This window comes from Qipengyuania benthica, from assembly GCF_030717865.1.
Lineage (GTDB): Bacteria > Pseudomonadota > Alphaproteobacteria > Sphingomonadales > Sphingomonadaceae > Qipengyuania > Qipengyuania benthica.
The window spans coordinates 154,066-170,587 of record NZ_JAVAIL010000004.1 but is presented as its reverse complement, the minus strand read 5'-3'; the positions used below and the strand labels follow the sequence as shown (position 1 = coordinate 170,587).

Sequence of the window (16,522 nt, the reverse complement as noted above, 5' to 3'; positions counted from 1 at the left end):
CATTTCCCAGGCGAAGGCAATCAGTCCGCCGAAAATGGCGATCCACAGGGCGGGATGCGCGCCCCGCCACACTGCTTCGGGCCTACCCGTATTAATAGGCTCCAAAGCTCACCATCCTATTGCATTGGCTCCGCCATCGCCATGCCGATCCGCTAAACAACGAACCGGTCCCAGCTTCCGTAATGTTCGTCGCTCCGATGCCCTCTTGGCAGGCTCAGTACAATCAGAAGCGCTCCGAGCATCGTACCGACAACGTTGCCAACAGTACTGGCGCCTCCGTCCATAAGCCACGGAGCCACGATGAGCCAGGCACCGAACGCGACGTTGAGAAAGCGCAATGGCCTTGCGACCTCCGCCATGGCAATTACCGATACCGTGATGACCAGCGCGCCGACCAGATGGTCGCTGTCAGCAAGAGGCGGTACATTCCCAAGAACGAGCCTGGAGAACATCAGGAAAGCACCGATCAGCACACTGATGGCCAATGTCCATGGGACCGTGACCCCGCGCGCCGCCGAACCGCCGATCGCCGCGAGCGGAGCATCGAAACCGGGATGTGAGTCCTTGCTGCCGCCTGGCAGCGCGTCGCCGCGGAAGAACGAGCGCCAGAACGGTCGCCCGCGCCGCGTGTTGAGAACCAGGAACTGGCCCATCGCGACCAGCTCGTCGAGCGAATAGGGGATCATGATCAGCATCGCGGCCGCCGCCATGAGGCAGATCGTGCAATAGGTGCCGATCATGATCGGCTGGATGATGATGAAGTAGATGCTGATCACGCCGAGGGGCACGACGACGATGCCGAACAGTGTCACCATCCAGGGCATGGTCCGCCAGCGGGCCCTGCCGCCCATGACGCCCATCAGGATCTCGAACATGTAGCTCATCGCACCGATGCCGCCATCGGCCACCGGCCAGGCCTTGGAGACATCGGAGGTAATGATGTATTCGGTCCCGTTGAGCGCGCTTGGCGAAGCGAAGAACGGCTCCCACACGCCGTCGATATGGCCGAGCTGATATGCCGTGAGGATACGTGAAAGAAAGAAACCGACGGCGCCGAGAATAATGATCGGCATGCGCTGGACATAGGTCGAGGGCGAATAGGTCCAACCCGGCGGCACGTCGCTGTCGTCCATCATGCCTTCCGGAGCCATGCCCGGCATCATGGGCACCAGGATGGTGAAAGCGATCACCAGTGCGCCGATGAAAGTGTCGTTGGCATAGACGGCAGCATCGGGCGTCCAGAACAGCAACGGGGCGCCGAGCAGCCAGATGCCGATACAGGTGTTCGCCCATTGCGCCCAGCCTCCGCGCGGCGAAAGGGAAATGGCCGCGAAGATCATGATCAGCACGCCGCTCACCAAATCGTTCCAGGCTGTCAGCCAGCTTCGTAGCGCGGGATCCCAGAGATCGCGATCCTCGGTTATGCGCGTGACTGCAGCGGTAAATTCGCTCTGGTCGAAGGTCCCGAAGACAAACGGTGTGGTCGCGAGCCATAGGCCGAGCAACATCGTAAACCAATGAACCCAGAGCATGTTGAAATGCATCTTGCGCATGTGACCGGCGTGGTCCGCCAGAGCATCTTCGCTTAGCGGGGCAGGCTCTGCCTCATCGGCTTCATCGAAATTGCTGCCGGCCACCCGCGCGGCATTGAGCTTGTTCTCAGCGTACCAGGCCGAAGGATCGGCTTTCAGACCTTCGACGATCCGCGGGAGGGCGGTCCTCAGCCTGTGCTGCGGCGTCCAGTCCAGCCTTTCCCGCGCATTGCTGAGATCGAGTTCGTAGTGGTCGTCCGAAATGTCCACCATCCACGGCCGGATGAAAGTCTCTTCGCCAAGCACTTCGTTTTCGACCCAGGCGCCGGTCTTGGCGAGGCCCTTCGGCACCGTGCGCGTCGTCCAGTCCTCATCGTGGATCAGGCGTCCAAGCGACTTTTGCAGTTCGCCATAGGACATCACGTCATCTTCGCCGAGAAGAACCGGCCATTCACTGGGAAGCTCGCTCCGCCGGTCGACGATTCGCTCGATCCCGTCGAGCAAATCCTCAAGGTGCAAATATGGCTGTCCGGTGTCGAGGTCACCGGGATAGACGCGGGCGCTCGGCCGCTTCTCGTAAATTCGCGCGACCTGCTGTGCCAGAAACGCCGAATGGCCTTCATCGTCGTATACGCCCGCAGGCCGCACGAAGACCGCATCGATGTCGCCGCGCTTCTCGCGGATCAACTGCTCGGTGCGGACCTTCGATTCGCGGTAGGGCAGATCCGTGTCCAGCGGCGAGGTCTCGTCGATCAGCCCGCCGCCCTTGATGGGGGCATGGGCCAGCATCGTGCTCACGAACACGAACTGGTCGATTTCGAAATCCTGAAGTGCGTCGAGCAATCGACCGGTTCCCTTGACCGTCACCGCGTCATATTTGGGGTTCGGTTCACCGGTAAGATCGAAATAGGCAGCAAGGTGGACGAAGGAGGCGATCCTTTTGCCATAGGCGGTTCGAACGCGTTCGAAGGCGGCATCGATGCTCGCCTGGTCGGTGACATCGACACAGACGCATTCGGCCTCTGCCGGGGGATGGGGAGCGGCGTCGCGGTCGAATCCGATCACGCGGTATCTCGCTGCAAGCTTCTTTACGATGGCTGAGCCGATATAGCCGCTCGAGCCAGTAACGATCACGACAGGTTTATCGGAGTTGTCAGTCAAGATATGATCCTTGCTTCGACTTTGAACGACCTCACGACCCTTGAGCGGTGCCTAAAAACCTCAATCTAACAGAGTTTCCAACCCGAAAGCGTGCGGGAAAACGCAGTCCTTCTCCCTGTTACGAAATAACGATCGATTTCCCTCACATCGAGAGCAATTTCCGCAGCGAGCGGGCATTGGATTTAACTAACGGCACCCTTCCTGCCGAGCCTCGGGTTTCCTCGGCAGCCGATAATACGGACCAGCGCGAAAGACCAACGAGTCGGCTTTGAAATAGGAACACATGGTAAGGGGAGACCGTAGTTCTGTCATATCAAACTACAATTTTCGAAGAGTAGGAGGCGACATGAAGGCCCAAGACGTAATGACATCGAACCCCGCATGCTGCAATCCATCGAGCACCGTGCAAGAGGCAGCTTTACTGATGGTCGATAATGATTGCGGCCAAATCCCCGTTGTCGATGATTCCGGTGCGTTGGTGGGCGTGGTGACCGACAGGGACATCGCCTGCCGCTGTGTTGCCAAAGGCAATTCCTCCGACCAACGCGTTGAGGAGGTGATGACATCATCACCTGTTACTGTCACCGCCGATGCAAGCGTCGACGAATGCTGCACCAAGATGGAAGACAATCAGGTTCGGCGGCTTCCGGTGGTCGATGACGAAGGCAAATGCTGCGGCATCGTTGCGCAGGCCGATATCGCCAGAAGCGCAGCTGAGAAGGAAACGGGTGACCTCGTGCGCGAGGTATCCGAAGCTAGTTCGGAGCCAGCTTCGGCGGGATGCTGCTAGTCGCAAAAGACTATTTATTTTACGCGCTTAAAGCGGACGGGGCGATCTGATCGGTCCCCGTCCGCAATCGCTCGTTACTTGCCAATCGCCTCGCCCCCGACTATCTCGGGCCGGTGAAGTTCATTCGTACCTTGACCTTGATCCTTTTTGGCTTCGGACTCTTTGTCCAGGTTGGAGCGAATGCGGCAGCCCTTCCTCAGATCGAGGCGGCGGAGATGAGCGATTGTGCCGAGATGGCCGATAGCGATACATCCACCGATCCGGCAGGACCATGTTCCAGCATGACGCTCGATTGCGTGATTGCCATGAATTGCCTGCCGCCTCTGGCTCTGTCGAATGCGACTGAAATGGAGGGTGCGCCCCTTCGTTTGGTACCGAGCTACCTTGTTTCTGCGGCCCCGTGGTTTGAAACAGATTCACCGCGACCGGAATCGCCTCCTCCAAAACCAATCCTCACCGTCTAGTTTTTCCTGGAGGCGCGCTGCGCCTTTTGCGAGACTGACGAACGATGCAGCCGCACGAACCGGTCTTCGCCGGTGCGGCATGCTATGTCGTCAGCTCGCTCTGCACGAGTGAGATTTATGAACTGGCGAATTGGTTGGGTGCCGTTATCGGCCCTGCTGGTCGCGCAGGCTGCCCAAGCGCAGTCGGTCGGCTATGAAGAAACCCTTGCGGCGGCGCGGGCGGAACAGCCCATGCTTGAAGCGGGCGCTTTGCGCATTCAGGCGAGGCGCGATGCCGCGGACGCAGCGGACGAATTGCCCGATCCTCGCGTTCGTGCAGGCGTGATGAACTTGCCGGTCACCGGACCTGCGGCATTTGATCCGTATGCGCAATTACCGACGCAGCTCGCGGTGGGCATCGAGCAGGAAATTCCCAATCTTGCCAGGCGGCGAGCACGATACGGCCTTGCCGGATCCGAAATCGGTATTGCCGAAGCCCGTCTTGGCTTGTCCGAACGTTCCATCCTCGCCGAGGCGGGGACGGCTTGGATTGGCCTGTATTATGCCCAGCAGCGCCTCGCTCTTGCGCGCGACTCTCTGGACGGCTTGAGGGACTTCGTTCCGGTCGCCGTCAGTGCCGTCGCTTCGGGATCGGCTCGACCTGCCGAAAGTCTCGCGATCCGGCGCGAGCTTCTCGAAATCGAGGATGCCATTACCCGGATCGAGGCCGCGCGCGCAGCCGCGCGTGCCCGGCTGCAGCGCTATATCGCCGGAAGCGAGCCCGTCGCTGCGGGGGGCGCTCCCCTAGTTACCGTGGACCCGGAAGGGCTTCGGTTCGCGTTGGAGGCCAATCCGGAATTGCGTCTGGCGGATGCCGAGCAGCGACGAGCCGAGGCTGCAGCCGATTTGGCACGCGCTGAAAAGCGGCCTGATTTCGGTGTTAGTGTGACTTATGGCCACCGTAATCCCGATTTTGGCAGTGTCGTATCGGTCATGGGATCGGTCACTCTGCCAATCTTTACCGACAGGCGGCAGAATCCGCGCATCGCGGCGGCCGAAGCAGACGCTGCTGCCGCCTCGGCCGTGCGCGCCGACCGCCTGAGGGCGATCACGGCCCGGTTCGAAGCCGATCTGGCTGCGTGGCGCAGTGCACTGCAGCAATGGGAACGTGCGCGTGACCAGCTTCTCCCGCTCGCGCGGGATCGTGCGCAGCTCGAAACCGCCAGCTTCGCTGCTGGGCGCGCCGACCTCGTCGATGTGATCGCAGCCAAATCTGCGCTGGCGTTGCTCGAGCTCGAGATCCTCGAACGCGAACAGATTGCTGTCGAAGCCGCTGCAATTCTACGTCTTACTTATGGGGAGGACAGGCCATGAAAGCCGTGTTCGAACGTCTTTCGCCGCGCCAGCGTTCTTATGCAGCGGCGGCGGGTATTGCCCTGATCAGCCTGGGGGCTGGCTACGGTCTGTCGATGCTCGGCGGCGGCAGCGATGACGGTGACGCCGCTGCCGATGCCGGCTGCGAAGAAGTGCTCTACTGGTACGATCCGATGGTGCCGGATCAGCGCTTCGACGAGCCGGGCAAGTCGCCGTTCATGGACATGCAGCTGGTTCCCAAATGCGCTGGTGGCGAGGCGCAGGCTGGCGAAGGGGTCAGCATCGATTCCGCAATGGTCCAGAACTTCGGGATCCGCACTGCCGAGGCCGAATACGGCGTGCTGGAACCGGAAACGACGGTGACCGGCACGCTTGCCTATAATGGCAGCGAGGTGGCGATCGTCCAGCCACGCGCGGGCGGCTATGTTCAGCGAACATACGGCCACGCCCCGCAGGATCTGATCGCAAGAGGCGCGCCGGTCGTCGATTTGCTGGTGCCTGAATGGGGCGGCGCCCAACAGGAATTTCTTGCCGTGGCGGCCACCGGCGACGCGGCGCTTACCAGTGCTGCCCGCCAGCGCCTGCGACTGCTCGGGATGCCGGAAGGCGTGATCTCCTCGGTTGCTCGAAGCGGCAGACCGCAATCGACGATCACCGTCACCGCGCCGCAATCGGGCGCCATTACCTCGCTCGGTGTAAGGCCGGGCATGACCGTCATGGCGGGGCAAAGCCTAGCCGAAATCAGCGGCTACAGTCCGATCTGGCTCGAGGCGGCTGTGCCGGAGGCGCTGGCGGGGAGTGCCCGCGTTGGACAGCCGGTAAGCGCAACGCTCACCGCTTTTCCTGGCGAGCGATTTGCAGGGCGTATCATTGCCATCCTGCCGAGTGCACAGGACGCAAGCCGGACGATTACCGTGCGCGCGGCGATGCCCAACCCCGGCCTTCGCCTCAAACCGGGCATGTTTGCGCAGGTCACGATCGCTCCTGAACGGCGTGAAGCATTGCTCATCCCGTCGGAGGCCGTGATCCGCACCGGCGAACGCACGCTGGTGATGATCACTCAGGAAAGCGGAGGATACCGACCTGTCGAAGTCCGGATCGGGCGAGAAGCAGGCGGCCGCACCGAAGTTCTCGCGGGACTCGCGGCAGGCGAGGAGGTGGTTACCTCCGGCCAGTTCCTGCTCGATTCCGAGGCCAGCCTTGCCGGTATCGATGTGCGTCCCACCGAGGATGCGCCAACGACTGCCGGGGAAAACGAAGCGCAGGCGAATGCGGACGAGCCGCGCACCTATCGAGCCACCGGCACGATCGAACGTATCACTGCTGGCAGCATCACCTTGCGGCACGGGCCGGTTAAAGCTCTGGAATGGCCAGCAATGACGATGGGTTTTGCCACTGAAGGTCCGGCCCAGGTTCGCGGTTTCCAACGCGGCGACCGGGTGACCTTTACCTTCGTTCAGGCAAGCACCGGGCCACGCATCGTCTCGATCCGGAAGACCGGCCAATGATCGCGCGGATCATTGACAGTTCGATCGCCAACCGCCTGTTCGTGGTTCTGGCGGCGATCGGCCTGGCGCTCGCCGGCTTCTGGGCAGTGCGGACCACCCCTGTCGATGCGCTTCCCGATTTGTCCGACGTGCAGGTGGTTATCCGCTCCAACTATGCCGGGCAGGCCCCGCGTATCGTGGAGGACCAGGTTACCTATCCACTGGCGACGACCATGCTCTCGGTGCCGGGAGCAAAGACCGTGCGCGGTTATTCGTTTTTCGGCGATAGCTATGTCTACGTAATTTTTGAGGACGGGACCGATCTCTACTGGGCGCGCTCGCGCGTGCTCGAATATCTCAACCAGGTCCAGAACCGCTTGCCTGACGGCGTCGAGAGTACGCTTGGTCCCGACGCAACCGGTGTGGGATGGATTTACGAGTATGCCCTGGTTGACCGCAACGGGGGTCACGACCTTGCAGGGCTGCGAAGCCTGCAGGACTGGTTCCTGCGTTACGAGCTGAAGACCATTCCGGGCATCGCCGAGGTCGCCAGCGTGGGGGGCATGGTCAAGCAGTATCAGATCGTCCTCGATCCTTACCGCATGGCCTCGCTCGGCGTGACTCACGCCGAAGTGGTCAAGGCGGTCCAGGCCGGCAATCAGGAGGCGGGCGGATCCATCGTCGAGATGGGCGAAGCGGAATTTATGGTGCGTTCGTCAGGCTATCTAGGCAGCCTCGATGATTTCCGCGCGATCCCTCTGCGCGCCGAAGCGGGGGGTGTCCCGGTGACGCTTGGCGATGTGGCCAATCTACAGATCGGCCCCGAACTGCGCCGCGGTATCGCTGAACTGAATGGCCAGGGCGAAGTCGCGGGCGGCATCGTTATTCTGCGGCAAGGGGCCGACGCGCGCGGTGCGATCGAGGCGGTGGAGGCGAAGCTGGAACAGTTGAAGGCGAGCCTGCCCGACGGGGTCGAGATCGTCACCACCTATGACCGTTCGCAACTGATCGACGCGTCGGTCGATAACCTTACCACCAAACTGATCGAGGAATTCATCGTCGTCGCGCTCGTGTGCCTGTTGTTCCTGTGGCACGCCCGCTCTGCGCTGGTCGCCGTGGTCACCTTGCCGCTGGGCGTTCTGGCAGCCTTTCTCGTGATGCGCTTCCAGGGCGTGAACGCCAACATCATGTCGCTCGGGGGCATTGCCATCGCGATCGGCGCGATGGTCGATGCGGCGGTGGTGATGATCGAGAACGCGCACAAACACATCGAGCGCTGGACCGAGGACAATCCCGATACGGTCATGTCGGCTAACGAGCGCTGGCGGATCGTCGCGGACGCATCGAAGGAGGTCGGCCCGGCGCTGTTTTTCAGTCTGCTGATCATTACCCTGTCCTTCCTGCCTGTCTTCACCTTGCAGGCGCAGGAGGGGCGGCTCTTCGCTCCGCTGGCCTTTACCAAGACATATGCGATGGCGGCGGCGGCGATCCTGTCGGTCACGCTGGTTCCAGTGCTGATGGGATGGCTGATCCGGGGCAAGATCCCGCGGGAAGACAGCAATCCGATCAACAAGGCGCTGACCCGTGCCTATCAGCCGGGGCTCGACTCGGTAATGCGGCGTCCGAAAGCGACGCTGGTCATTGCCGGACTGCTCTTCGCGACGACGTTGGTGCCCTTCACGCGGCTGGGCGGCGAATTCCTGCCTCCGCTCGATGAGGGCGATCTGCTCTACATGCCGAGCGCGCTTCCCGGGCTTTCGCCGGGTGAGGCATCGGCACTGCTTCAGCGGACCGACCGCCTGATCAAGACCGTTCCCGAAGTCGACACCGTTTTCGGCAAGGCCGGCCGCGCTGACACCGCCACCGATCCCGCGCCGCTGACGATGTTTGAGACGACGATCAGCTTCAAGCCGCGCGAGGAATGGCGCGAGGGGATGACGCCCGACAAGCTGGTCGAGGAACTCGACCGGGTGGTCCGGGTCCCGGGCCTCGCCAATGTCTGGGTGCCCCCGATCCGCAACCGCATCGACATGCTCGCGACAGGCATCAAAAGCCCGATCGGGGTCAAGGTCTCAGGCGAGGATCTGGGCGAGATCGAACGCGTGGCGCTTCAGGTCGAACAGATTGCCAAACAGGTACCAGGTGTCAGTTCGGCGCTCGCTGAAAGACTTTCGGGCGGGCGCTATGTCGATGTTGATATCAATCGTCTGGAAGCGGCCCGTTACGGGCTCAACATTGCCGATGTGCAGCAGATCGTGTCGGGCGCGATCGGCGGAGCGAATGTCGCGCGCACGGTGGAGGGGCTAGCCCGCTATCCGGTCAATGTCCGCTATCCGCGCGAGATTCGCGACAGCGTCGATGAGCTGCGCCACCTTCCGGTTCTGACCCCTGCGGGACAGCAAATCACGCTTGGCACAGTGGCGGATGTCCGCGTGACCAGCGGTCCGCCCATGCTCAAGAGCGAGCAGGGCAGGCCGACCAGCTATGTCTATGTCGATGTGCGCGGGCGCGACCTTACCTCGGTGGTGAGCGAGTTGCAGGAAGCGATCGGGGCGGAGGTCGATCTGCCAGCAGGCGTCAGCCTTTCCTATGCCGGGCAGTTTGAATATCTGACCCGCGCCTACGAGCGGTTGCAGATCGTCGTGCCGGCAACACTCGCGATCATCTTCCTGCTGCTCTATCTGATCTTCCGCCGCTTCGACGAGGCGCTGCTGATCATGGGCACGCTACCCTTCGCGCTGACCGGCGGCTTCTGGCTGCTCTATTTGATGGGATACAACCAGTCCGTCGCAACCGCCGTCGGGTTCATTGCGCTGGCAGGGGTCTCGGCGGAATTCGGCGTGGTCATGCTGATCTACCTGAAGGCCGCGCTGGAGCGGCGAGAGGGCGATCTCGATGCCGAGGAGGTATCGGCAGCCATCCGCGAAGGCGCGCTGCTCCGCGTCCGGCCCAAGGCGATGACCGTCGCCGTGATCCTCGCCGGTCTGTTCCCGATCCTGATCGGCACCGGTGCCGGATCCGAGGTGATGAGCCGTATCGCGGCCCCGATGATCGGCGGGATGATCACCGCCCCGCTGCTTTCAATGTTCGTACTTCCCGCCGCCTATCTGATGATGCGGCGCCCCCGGACCATTCGGTCCAAATCCCCCGAAGGAGAAGAAGAATGCGTATCACAACCCTCATGACTCTGTTGGCAGCGCCTCTGGCGCTCGCCGCCTGTGGTTCCGGCGACGATACCGAAATGATGGACGACACGGCCATGGCTGAAGGCCAGATGGCAGACGGTCAGATGCCGATGGACGGTGGCGATATGTCCATGATGGGATCGGACAGCGCGATGCAGACCGCCAGCGCCGAAGGGACCGTCACCGCCATCGACGCCGATGCGGGAATGATCACTGTCGATCACGGCGCTGTCTCCGCAATCGAATGGCCCGCCATGACGATGGGGTTCGAAGCCGACGAACAGCTGCGTCAGGACGTGGCGGTTGGCGACATGATCTCGTTCGACTTCACAACCGGCGAAGGCGGCAACACGATCACTTCGATCACCAAGAAGTAATTGTGAACCGGCCCCGGATCATTTTCGGGGTCGGCACAATAGGAGAAGTACGATGATGAACGGTGACATGCCAGCGGCCATGATGGGGATCATGGGCCTGTTCTGCTTATTGCTGACCATCCTCATGGTGTTGGGCATCGCTGCACTGATCAAATATCTCCGGGGCAGGTAAGATGGACCAGTGGGCGAAGGCATCGGGTCTCAATCGACGCGCATTACTGCGACGGGCCGGCGCAGCGGCGACCGGCCTTGTGGCTCTTCCCTTGTCTGCTTGCGAAGCACGAAATTCGCTGTTTAGCGCCGATGGAGCCGGCGCGAATCCGCTCGCCATTCCGAAGCTCGATCAGGGAATTGTCGAACAAGGCGAGCGGGTCTTTCGACTGTCAATATCCGCTGGGCAGAAGGAATTCGCTCCCGGAGTCGCTTCGCCTACGATCGGAGTGAACGCGCCTTATCTCGGTCCGACATTGGAGATGCGCCGCGGCGAGCGCGTCCGGCTGCATGTCGACAACGGTCTGGACGAGGGAGCCACCGTCCACTGGCACGGGTTCGAACTTCCCGCCGCCGCCGACGGCGGGCCGCACCAGCTTATCCGCCCGGGCAGCCGCTGGAGCCCGTCTTTCGAAGTTCGCCAGCGTGCCTCTCTCTATTGGTATCATTCGCATCTGCATCGCGGCACGGGACCGCAGGTCTATGCTGGTCTTGCCGCACCGATCTATGTCCGTGATGACGAAGAAGAGGCGCTGGATCTGCCGAGCGAATATGGCGTCGATGACATTCCGCTTATTGTTCAGGACCGCTTGCTCGATAGTTCCGGCAGGATCCACTATCCGCAGAACATGCACGCGCAAATGATGGGCGTGCGCGGGGATCGTATCTACGTCAATGGAACGCAAAACGCGGTGTTTGACGCCCGGACCGGCCTGTTACGCTTGCGGATCCTCAATGGATCGAACGCACGCTTCTACGAATTCTCGCTTGCCGAGGGGCGGGCCATGCAGCTGATCGCGAGCGATGGCGGGTTGCTTGATCGCCCGCACACGGTCCGCTCGCTCAAGCTTGCACCGGGCGAACGCGCACAGGTGATTGTCGATCTTTCCGAGGGGGGTCCCCTATCCCTTGTCGCCACCAGCCCGGACAGTGCGATGGGAATGATGGGCGGACAGGGTCGCGGCACGGTGGGCGGCGGCATGATGAACCGTCGCCGCGAAGATGGTGAGACAGGCGAGGTGTTTCGTATTCTCGATATCAGGCTCAGCAGAGCCTTGCGCGCGACGCGCCTGCCGCTGCGTCTTGTTTCGTTGAATGCGCCCGATCCCTCGCTGGCGATGCGAACAAGGCGGCTCGTCCTCGACATGGGGATGATGGGCCGAGGCATGACGATCAACGGGGCGGCGATGGATATGGATATCGTCAATGAGCGCGTGCCGGTCGGGCAATGGGAAATCTGGGAAATCGCCAATGCCTCGATGATGGCGCATCCGTTTCATATCCACAATGCGCAGTTCCGCGTGATCGACCGGGATGGACGCGCGCCGCCGCCGCTGGAAACGGGGTTCAAGGATACGGTTATCGTCAATCCGCGCGAGCAGGTGCGCGTGCTGCTGCGCTTCGAGGAATATACCGACCCGGATCTGCCTTACATGTATCACTGCCATATCCTCGAGCATGAGGATGCCGGCATGATGGGGCAGTTCCTCGTGGTGAACAGCTAGGAAGGAATGGGCATGAGCCAGGATGAGAGCGTAATCGAAGGCACCGCAATCGATCCGGTTTGCGGAATGAGCGTTGCGATCGACGGCGCCGAACACGTCGCGAGACACGAAGGCGCCGAGCATTATTTCTGTTCTTCGCGCTGTCACGACAAGTTTCTCGGCGATCCCGATCTCTATCTGTCGGGTGCGCATCTCGGAGGATGTCCCTGACGGGACGATCTACACTTGCCCCATGCACCCGGAGATCCGTCAGCCCGGGCCCGGATCGTGTCCGATCTGTGGGATGGCAGTCACTTCGAAATCGGGGCCCCTGGCTCTTCATCGTCTCGGTCCAGCTCTTCGCACGCCGTATCGCAAGGCCATGAAATCGCAACCGATAATTACGAATCAGACTCTTTGAAGGACCGTTTCCGCAAGAATAGTTCAACCGGCCCCAAGCTGGTCATTGGTCTCGCAAGTGGTGCTGGACAAGGTGCGATCGCAGTAGGCCAACCATCGGCAGCAAACTCGCACTCAGTAGGGGGCAGCAAGGCTGTCTGCGAAATGAAAAGGTATCGGATGTTGAACGATTGCCCTGAGCCCGGCGAAGATTCGGCACATGCTCGATGCCAAGCAGCTGCACCCCGGCGATCTTGTGGTCGACCTATGCTGCGGCTCAGGACAGAATTTCGCCGATCTGCAGCGGCGCGTTGGCCCTTACGGTCGTATCATCGGAGTGGATATTTCCGCAGGCATGCTTGACGTCGCAAGCGTCCTTGTCGCGCGCAAGGGATGGGAAAATTTTCGATCTCGTTCAAGCCAACATTTCCGACGACAATTTGCCTGACAACACGTCAGCTGCCCCGTCCACATTGGCATCGATATCATTCAGGACGTCGAAGTAGCTGTTGCGCACTTGGCCGCAACAATGCCAGACGGTTCGCGTTTGGGGATTCTCGGATGCAAGGAGTCAGGGTCTTGGCCGACTGGCTCCTTCGGCTCGGTATATTTCCCAGTCGATCGATGGATATCCACCGCGAACAGCTCTCGATCCGACCGGATCTCGCTGCCGAGCGATTGCGTCAACCGGTCGCGCGCACTTCCTTCCGGTTTGGTATATTCTACTGGTCTGTCGCGGTTAAGAAATAACTCCCAGTAGATAAACACCCCAAGAGAGCACTACTGAGTTGCTTAGCTTCACCCAGTCTCTTTTGAGATCGAGGCCAACGTAGTGCCGCAGCCGTCCGTTGGACAATGCTGAGAATTGCGGAGCCTCCAACAAAACTAGGCTTCGTGGACAAAGGATATCCAGAGTTTGACTGAGGCGAGCGCGACGAAGCCGAGGTAGGACTCTCTGGTCTTGTCGTAGCGGTTGTTTCGCGGCCACGTTAAAACGTCGTGCAGACGAGAGAGGGCGTTTGTTATGGTAATCGGGACACGAGTTTCTGAGCGGCTTCTGTACCTAACGCCGCCCGATGAACAATAGGTTTCTTCTCGAACTTGGGCTAGCTCGCGGTAAGCGCAGTATAATTGGGAGACCCACATGGCGGTAGAAGAATCCGATGGACACGTCGAGAAATCGGTAACGCGTGACGACGGCAGCTGGCAAATCCCAGAGCCGGGTCACTCTGAACTCGTGCAGATGCGAATTCGCCTCATCACCCTTGAAAACATCGTTCTCGGGCTGCTCTCTGATGCGACCGAAAAGCAGGTCGACCAGATAAGGCGGCGCGCCGATATGATAGAGCCACGCGCTGATGCCACAAGGCATCCGCTCACCGAATTGGCAGCAGACGACATGCGGAAATTTCTTGATCGATCTCAAAGGATCCTGAAAGTAAGCCGTTCCAGCGACGCGATCATAGAATAACTATCGACCAAGTGAGTGAAGTTGCTGGTTTTGCCGGATCCGCTTTTTACGACCGTCGCGAATAAAGGCTGAAGCGTGAATCGAACTTTTTGGCTGATATTTTTGTGGGATCCTGGTCGCCTTCGTCTGAGAGATTTTCCAAATGCCTTTCTTCGACGGTGCAAACCTCACCCCATATGAGCGAACAGTACGCTGCGGCCTCGCCAGTCTCGGCGATGGCCGAATCCTGTTGACGGTTAATGAATTGGCCGTCCTCAAAGGCGGTGGCAACTGGCTTTGGTAACCTTCCAAGTCCCCGATCGCAATCTACCTTGTCTTTGGTCTCGAGGTTGCGGCCGTGGTGGTATTGATTGCCACCTCGCTGCCGCGCGAGAGCATGTCAAGTTGGCGCTATAGCGACTTGATGCCGGTCGAGCCTGCAACGGGCCTGGCTCTGGTGCTCATCAATATGTGGATTATCGTACCTGACTTTCCTTGGCTTTCGTGAGGTTTGTGCGGCCTAAACCTGAATGATTAACCTCGGCGCTTACTGTTTCGTTCAAAATTCCCCCCGCCGCCTTATCCTAGGCATGCGATTGGCGAGCAGGATAAATTCGGAAAGGGCAAACTATGTGCCGCCGAGCGCGAAAAGCAGGAGCCACCAACTGTTGATGTGGTGGCTCTGCGTCCAATCCATGATGTGGAGTCTCCAGATGATAACTCCGCCAGCTAGCCAATTGCGGTGAGGGCGAGGCCGATCAGACGTCGTGCGGCGCAAACAGAATAGCTGCGGCACTGGCGGGACAAATCGCCGTTTCCAGCAGGTCCCAGCGGTCCGTCGGAGTTTCTTCGACCATCCAGAGCCAGCGACGTGAGGCAGCGATATAGACGCCGCGATAAGCCGCAAACGCCCGACCTGCGGCGTCGGCGTCAGTCCGCGCAAAAAATGTGCGAAGAGGGCGAACGACAGGATGCCGGGTTCAGCCACAAGCGCTGAGCGATCCATACTCATCCACGCCAGAAAGCAAGACACCCCGCGATTTCGGCGAGCGCGGCTAGGGATAGATCCAGACGGCGCTCACTGGATCGCGTCTTTTGCGAGCGTCTCGATAACCCGGCAGTCGCTGACGGTGCCCTGGTCGCAGGTCGCAAGCATTCGGTCGAGTTCCCCGTGGAGCGCAAGGAGATCGATCTTCCGTTCGACTTCGGCGAGATCAGTGCGCGCAAGCGCACCGACGGCCGCGCAGGATCGTGACTTGTCGTCGGCCAGGTCGAGCAGTTCGCGAAACCGGAGCATAGGACACCAACCGCTATGACAGCTCCGAAAGTTGTAATATCACGTCTCGATAAGCGTCTATATCCTTGTGCACGGAAAATGCCTGTCAGCAACAACTTGCTGATCAGTACTCGTCGCGCAGCCTTGGGATGTCTCTTTGTGCAATCAAAAGAGATGCGTGTTTACAAAGACAGGGATGATCATGGCGAAGATGAAGGCAGCGGTGTTCGTGGAGCCGGGGCGGATTGTGCTCGATGAGAAGCCGATTCCGGAAGTCGGGGCACTCGATGCGCTTGTGCGGATCACCACTACCACCATCTGCGGCACCGACGTGCACATTCTGAAAGGCGAATATCCGGTTGCCCCCGGCCTTACCGTTGGACACGAGCCGGTCGGGATTATCGAAAAGCTGGGCTCGGCCGTCACCGGGTACCACGAGGGTCAGCGGGTGATCGCAGGCGCGATCTCACCCAGTGGCCACAGCAACGCCTGTCTTGCCGGCTTTCATTCGCAAGACGGACCGGACGCTCGCCATGGCTGGAAATCGATCGGCGGATGGAAGCTCGGTAACACGATCGACGGCTGCCAGGCGGAGTATGTGCTGGTTCCGGACGCCATGGCTAACCTCGCCCCTGTCCCCGGCGGTCTGACGGACGAGCAGGTGTTGATGTGCCCGGATATCATGTCGACGGGCTTTGGAGGGGCAGAGCGAGGCGGCGTCCGGATCGGCGATACCGTCGCGGTATTCGCGCAGGGGCCTATTGGCCTTTGCGCTGCGGCCGGCGCGAAGCTTGCCGGGGCAACCCTCGTCATTGGGGTCGATCGTTTGCCCGCACGTCTCCAGACCGCGAAAGCGCTGGGTATTGATGCCGTGGTGGACGCCGGCACCGTCGATACTGTGGACGAGATACTGCGCCTGACCGACGGGCGGGGGGTGGACGTCGCGATCGAGGCGCTTGGAAGCCAGGCAACATTCGAGGCATGCCTGAGGGTGCTGCGCCCAGGTGGAACGCTTTCGAGTCTTGGCGTCTATTCCGCGGATATAAATGTCCCGCTGGATGCGTTTGCTGCCGGGCTTGGCGATCTCAGCATCGTAACGACGCTGTGTCCGGGCGGAAAGGAACGCATGCGCCGCCTCATCAACGTCCTGGCGGCGGGGAGGGTAGACCTCCGGCCCATGGTTACCCATCGCTACAAGCTCGACGACATCGAAGCAGCCTATGAACTCTTCGCCCACCAGCGTGACGGCGTACTCAAGGTGGCCATCACACCTTAAAAAGCCTCCCTCTCTCGAAGGGTCCCAGGCCTTGGGGTTTGGCCAAGAGAAAGCCGATACAATAATGGATATTTTGAT

12 protein-coding genes and 2 pseudogenes are annotated in these 16,522 nt (G+C 60.6%); 11 read left to right on the top strand and 3 right to left on the bottom strand.

Annotated elements, in window-relative coordinates; all coding sequences use genetic code 11:
• Positions 1-152: 152 nt before the first annotated feature.
• Positions 153-2,693 carry an NAD-dependent epimerase/dehydratase family protein gene (locus tag Q9K01_RS12810; protein ID WP_050600431.1) on the bottom strand — a complete coding sequence of 847 codons (2,541 nt, stop codon included), beginning with the start codon at positions 2,691-2,693 and terminating at the stop codon, positions 153-155.
• A gap of 346 nt (positions 2,694-3,039) precedes the next feature.
• Between Q9K01_RS12810 and Q9K01_RS12805 the strand changes: the two genes are divergently transcribed.
• From Q9K01_RS12805 to Q9K01_RS12760, 10 genes and pseudogenes are all read left to right on the top strand, one after another.
• Positions 3,040-3,483 (top strand): CBS domain-containing protein, encoded by a 444-nt coding sequence (locus Q9K01_RS12805; RefSeq protein WP_050600430.1) that lies wholly within the window; start codon positions 3,040-3,042, stop codon positions 3,481-3,483.
• Positions 3,484-3,596: 113 nt separating this feature from the next.
• The gene (locus Q9K01_RS12800) at positions 3,597-3,947 is read left to right on the top strand and encodes a hypothetical protein (RefSeq protein ID WP_133494780.1); all 351 of its coding nucleotides are present in this window, start codon (positions 3,597-3,599) and stop codon (positions 3,945-3,947) included.
• A 117-nt stretch (positions 3,948-4,064) separates the two neighbouring features.
• Entirely contained in the window at positions 4,065-5,300 is a 1,236-nt protein-coding gene (locus Q9K01_RS12795) for a TolC family protein (RefSeq protein ID WP_228167083.1), read from the top strand.
• Entirely contained in the window at positions 5,297-6,808 is a 1,512-nt protein-coding gene (locus Q9K01_RS12790) for an efflux RND transporter periplasmic adaptor subunit (RefSeq protein WP_228167084.1), read from the top strand. The genes Q9K01_RS12795 and Q9K01_RS12790 overlap by 4 nt, the downstream gene beginning before the upstream one ends.
• Entirely contained in the window at positions 6,805-9,972 is a 3,168-nt protein-coding gene (locus Q9K01_RS12785) for an efflux RND transporter permease subunit (protein ID WP_305930565.1), read from the top strand. Before Q9K01_RS12790 ends, Q9K01_RS12785 begins: the two co-directional genes overlap by 4 nt.
• Positions 9,951-10,349, top strand: coding sequence for a copper-binding protein (locus Q9K01_RS12780; RefSeq protein WP_305930564.1), 399 nt, complete (start codon positions 9,951-9,953; stop codon positions 10,347-10,349). The genes Q9K01_RS12785 and Q9K01_RS12780 overlap by 22 nt, the downstream gene beginning before the upstream one ends.
• A gap of 173 nt (positions 10,350-10,522) precedes the next feature.
• On the top strand, positions 10,523-12,064 hold the full coding sequence (locus Q9K01_RS12775) for a multicopper oxidase family protein (RefSeq protein WP_305930563.1): 1,542 nt from the start codon (positions 10,523-10,525) through the stop codon (positions 12,062-12,064).
• A 12-nt stretch (positions 12,065-12,076) separates the two neighbouring features.
• Positions 12,077-12,356, top strand: a pseudogene (locus Q9K01_RS12770) (YHS domain-containing protein); the annotation flags it as partial.
• Between the two features lie 276 nt (positions 12,357-12,632).
• Positions 12,633-12,890, top strand: coding sequence for a methyltransferase domain-containing protein (locus Q9K01_RS12765; RefSeq protein ID WP_340324274.1), 258 nt, complete (start codon positions 12,633-12,635; stop codon positions 12,888-12,890).
• Positions 12,891-13,586: 696 nt separating this feature from the next.
• Positions 13,587-13,913, top strand: a complete 327-nt coding sequence (locus Q9K01_RS12760) for a hypothetical protein (RefSeq protein ID WP_066850923.1) — start codon at positions 13,587-13,589, stop codon at positions 13,911-13,913.
• A 737-nt stretch (positions 13,914-14,650) separates the two neighbouring features.
• On the opposite strand, the pseudogene Q9K01_RS12755 reads toward Q9K01_RS12760, so the two are convergent.
• Together Q9K01_RS12755 and Q9K01_RS12750 are read right to left on the bottom strand one after the other, a co-directional pair.
• A pseudogene (locus Q9K01_RS12755) lies at positions 14,651-14,782 on the bottom strand (YnfA family protein); the annotation flags it as partial.
• Between the two features lie 188 nt (positions 14,783-14,970).
• Positions 14,971-15,189, bottom strand: coding sequence for a MerR family DNA-binding protein (locus tag Q9K01_RS12750; RefSeq protein ID WP_066850924.1), 219 nt, complete (start codon positions 15,187-15,189; stop codon positions 14,971-14,973).
• Between the two features lie 181 nt (positions 15,190-15,370).
• Between Q9K01_RS12750 and Q9K01_RS12745 the strand changes: the two genes are divergently transcribed.
• Positions 15,371-16,444, top strand: coding sequence for a zinc-binding dehydrogenase (locus Q9K01_RS12745; RefSeq protein WP_185885788.1), 1,074 nt, complete (start codon positions 15,371-15,373; stop codon positions 16,442-16,444).
• The last annotated feature ends 78 nt before the right edge of the window (positions 16,445-16,522 follow it).

Excerpts from the sequence above, each read along its gene's own strand:
- Q9K01_RS12805 (WP_050600430.1), top strand. The coding sequence starts at position 3,040 with ATGAAGGCCCAAGACGTAATGACATCGAACCCCGCATGCTGCAATCCA.
- Q9K01_RS12795 (WP_228167083.1), top strand. The coding sequence starts at position 4,065 with ATGAACTGGCGAATTGGTTGGGTGCCGTTATCGGCCCTGCTGGTCGCG.
- Q9K01_RS12790 (WP_228167084.1), top strand. The coding sequence starts at position 5,297 with ATGAAAGCCGTGTTCGAACGTCTTTCGCCGCGCCAGCGTTCTTATGCA.
- Q9K01_RS12785 (WP_305930565.1), top strand. The coding sequence starts at position 6,805 with ATGATCGCGCGGATCATTGACAGTTCGATCGCCAACCGCCTGTTCGTG.
- Q9K01_RS12780 (WP_305930564.1), top strand. The coding sequence starts at position 9,951 with ATGCGTATCACAACCCTCATGACTCTGTTGGCAGCGCCTCTGGCGCTC.
- Q9K01_RS12775 (WP_305930563.1), top strand. The coding sequence starts at position 10,523 with ATGGACCAGTGGGCGAAGGCATCGGGTCTCAATCGACGCGCATTACTG.
- Q9K01_RS12760 (WP_066850923.1), top strand. The coding sequence starts at position 13,587 with ATGGCGGTAGAAGAATCCGATGGACACGTCGAGAAATCGGTAACGCGT.
- Q9K01_RS12750 (WP_066850924.1), bottom strand. The coding sequence starts at position 15,189 with ATGCTCCGGTTTCGCGAACTGCTCGACCTGGCCGACGACAAGTCACGA.
- Q9K01_RS12745 (WP_185885788.1), top strand. The coding sequence starts at position 15,371 with ATGGCGAAGATGAAGGCAGCGGTGTTCGTGGAGCCGGGGCGGATTGTG.